Origin of the sequence: Clostridium yunnanense, assembly GCF_016595795.1 — a bacterium.
Lineage (GTDB): Bacteria > Bacillota > Clostridia > Clostridiales > Clostridiaceae > Clostridium_AR > Clostridium_AR yunnanense.
Genome location: NZ_JAENHN010000061.1, coordinates 1 through 4,206 on the forward strand (window position 1 = coordinate 1; position 4,206 = coordinate 4,206).

The 4,206-nt window shown below is 33.0% G+C and carries 2 protein-coding genes; both read left to right on the forward strand.

The annotated features are described in order from the left end of the window. Positions 1-421: calcium-binding protein (locus JHL18_RS22425; RefSeq protein WP_274600991.1), on the forward strand; the 421-nt coding region annotated here is incomplete at its 5' end. Between the two features lie 206 nt (positions 422-627). Then, the coding region (locus tag JHL18_RS22430) for a calcium-binding protein (protein WP_200273441.1) at positions 628-4,206 on the forward strand (3,579 nt) is incomplete at its 3' end.

Genomic DNA, 4,206 nt, shown 5'->3' on the forward strand with positions numbered 1-4,206 from the left:
TTATAGTTCAGATATAGACGTACTTATGATGGGAGATATCAACGAAAATGAAGTGGTAGCAAGAAGAATAGGAAATGACCTAGAGTTAAGAGTAAAGAACGCCGACGGAAGTCTGACCGGAGATAAGGCGGTAGTAGCCGGATACTTTAACTACTGGAACTATGCTGTAGATAAAATACAGTTTGCAGATGGAGCAGTATGGGATCCTAATTCTGTAAATAAGGTAGTAGCTTTAAATAATCAGATTACTACGTTATTAGCAAACACAGCTACATCTGTAAATTATTCATCTTTAGCAGAATTAGCTGTTCATGAAATGAATGCATTTACTTCAGATAGCAGTATGTATAATTCTAATCAATATAATTTCAACACAGTGCAGAATTCAGACAATAATAATATAATAATTAAAACATCATAAGAAATAATTTGTTCATTAAAAGACGTAGTGCAGATAGTCAAAATAACTATGGATGTATAAAGATTTATCACATGTTTGGGCTTAGTAGTAAATTAAACGATAAAAAGTTACAATAAAATAGTTATTTGACACAAAAGTAAAAATAAGGATAAAATAAAACTAATAGATGACAGTCTATTAGTTTTATTTTTTAAGGGAGGATAACTATGGGATGGGAAAATATTGATTCTATAATGGGTAAACTGCAGGCTGTGCAGGATGGAGAAATATCAGTAAGCGATTTTGTAAAAACTAATTTTGATGAGCTTAGTATAGAAAGCTGGGAAAAAATTAAAGAAGATACTGAATTTCAAACAAAGCTTAAAAATGGAGAATTTAATATAGAATTCTTCAACGGGGTTGTAAAAATATCTGATGGGCATGGAAATACTTTAGGTTATGCTTTAGCAGGTGTATCAGATGCAATAGAAGTAAAGGATAAGATTTCTACAATATTGTTTGATTTAGTAGAAATAGATCTTGGGGTCGAAACAAAAAAGTTCGGACTAGGTAATGTAGTTACTAAAGTAAATGAATACTTCGAAAATGTTGATTCAGCTCAGTATAATAAACTGAAAAATACCATAGCAGTGGTTGCCCCAGTAAAGGAATGGATAGAAAAACTATCTGGTGGATTAGATAAAGTTGATAAGGTTTTTGATTTAATTGAAAAAATTGATAATTATGCAGATGTTGATGGGATACAACAATTTAAATTTAGTGATCTTGCTGATATTGCAGGTGATATGCCAATTCCACTACCACTTAAATTATATATACAAGGAGAGTTTTATGCTGCAGATAAAATATTAGAAGCTGCAAAAGCTATTTTTGGAAGACACAATGGACAACTTATGGATGTTCTGTGGCAGGTAGAAGATGTAGAATCCTTTACAGATATTTTATGTTCGCCAGCAGGGATCAATGTAATTGATTATATAGGCAGTAATATGAGTGCGGCAAGTGAATTTATTGATCCAAAGGAATTAGAAATATTTCAGCCATTGGTATCTATATATAAGGATAAATCTGAATCTTCATTAGCAAGTGTTTTAAACAGTATTAAAAATGATGATCTTTCAGACATTGAAAAAAGAAGATTAGCTACTGTTACTGTATCGTTTTTCCTCTATCTTAATAAGAAGACAGGAGATACAGTTTATAAAGAATACTTTGATAAGTATCTTAAAGAATTTTATAAAGATGATGCTTCTATAAATGAAGATAGCGACTATATTTCTAGAGTTTTTTCAAATTCTTATGACGCAATAGCAGGTGAGAAAAATTCTCCTTTGTCTGGTAGTGCCTTAGAAGATTTTAGAAAAAAAATAACTGACCAATTAAAAAATGCTTCTGTTGCAAGGAGATATGATCCAGTTGTTTTAGATCTAAATGGAGATGGAGTAAGTGTAAGTACAGTTGAAAAAGGAGTTAACTTCAATCTCGATGACACAGGATTAGCAGAAAAAACTCAATGGATTGGACCTAATGATGGATTCCTAGCAAGAGACATTAATGGTAACGGGATAATAGATAGTGGAAAGGAATTGTTTGGAGATAGAACCTTACTATCAAGTGGGATCAGAGCTAAGGATGGTTTAGATGCCCTTAAGGATATAGATGCTAATAAGGATAATAAAATTGATATAAATGATTCGGCCTATAAAGAGCTAAGAATATGGCAAGATTTAAATTCGGATGGACAAGTTCAACAAGGGGAATTAAAAACTTTAGAAGAAGTAGGAATAAAATCAATAAACTTAAGTAATAGTATTTTAAGCAGCGAGAACATATCCAATGCTACCAAACAAGTTATTGGTAGTTTTACTAATAGTGAAAATAAAACAATTGAATTAAGTCAGTTTTTATTTAATGCTGATTACATGAATTCAAAAGATAATGAAGTGATTGATATAAATACTGATGTACAGTTATTACCAGAAATAAATGCTACAGGAAACGTATATTCACTTAGAAAGGCGATGACTTTGGATGAAAATCTTAAAGCCTCAGTTATAAAATATATAAATAACATACAATACACTGAAGATAAAACCTTGATAACTGAAATCCTTTATAGGTGGGCAGGCTTTTATACAGTTGATCCAAGCAGTAGAGGTTTAAACATAGATGCTAGAAAATTAGTAACCATAGAAATGTTTACAGGACAAAAGTTCCTAGGAGTTGATGGAGCAAACCCTAATACGGCATCAGCACCTATATTAAACAATATATTTGAAGATTTGATTAATAACTTTGCTAAAAGTGTTCTTTCTCAAACTTATTTAGGTGAGTATTTAGATTTAATACAATATAAATATGATGTTGCTAGTGGTACATTTACTTGTGATACTGCTATGCTTGAGAAGTTATTCTCAGAGAATATTAATAGTACTAGTTATGCAATTATATTTAGAAAACTAAAACAATACTACCAAAACGATAGTAAAGCAAGTACTGCATTAAACATTTTTTTAGAAAAAACAAAAGGTATATCTGCAGTATTTTATAATATTGTTAATGCAAGTCAATTTTTGAAAGGTACTGACAATGAAGACTCCATTAGTGGATCAAATAATAGTGATGTATTGGACGGAGGAGAAGGAAACGATAGCCTAAATGGAGGATATGGAGCAGACACATATATCTTTAAGAAAGGTTATGGAGTAGATACTATAAACAATTATACTTCTACCGATTATAGTACAGATATAGATGTTCTTAAGATGGATGACATTAATGAAAGTGAAGTAGTAGCAAGAAGAATAGGTAATGACCTAGAGTTAAGAGTAAAGAACGCCGACGGAAGTCTGACCGGGGACAAGGCGGTAGTATTAGGATACTTTAACTATGGAACTTATGCAGTAGATAGTATACAGTTTGAGGATGGTAAGACGTGGGATATTGCTAAGGTAAAGCAATTAGCCACAGCCATAGATGGAACAGATGGAGATGATAATCTTGTAGGGTGGTCAGATATGGTATCCATAATGAAAGGTTATAAAGGAAATGATACCATATCAGGAAACAGGTATAATGATACTCTTGATGGAGGAGAAGGAAATGATAGCCTAAATGGAGGGTATGGAGCAGACACCTATATCTTTAAGAAAGGCTACGGTGTAGATAAGATAGACAACTACACTGGCAGTGATTACACAAGCGACATAGATGTTCTTAAGATGGAAGATATTAATGAAAGTGAAGTGCTAGCAAGAAGAGTAGGAAATGACTTAGAGTTAAGAGTAAAGAACGCCGACGCAAGTCTGACCGGGGACAAGGCTGTAATATTAGGATACTTTAACTATGGAACTTATGCAGTAGATAGTATACAGTTTGCAGATGGTAAGACATGGGATGCCGCTAAAGTAAAACAATTAGCTACAGCTATAGATGGAACAGATGGAGAGGATAACCTTGTAGGATGGTCAGATATGGTATCCATAATGAAAGGTTATAAAGGAAATGATACCATATCAGGCAACAGGTATAATGATACGCTTGATGGAGGAGAAGGAAACGATAGCCTAAATGGAGGATATGGAGCAGACACCTATATCTTTAAGAAAGGTTACGGTGTAGATAAGATAGACAACTACACTGGCAGTGATTACACAAGCGACATAGATGTTCTTAAGATGGAAGATATTAATGAAAGTGAAGTGCTAGCAAGAAGAGTAGGAAATGACCTAGAGTTAAGAGTAAAGAACGCCGACGGAAGTCTGACCGGGGACAAGGCGGTAGTA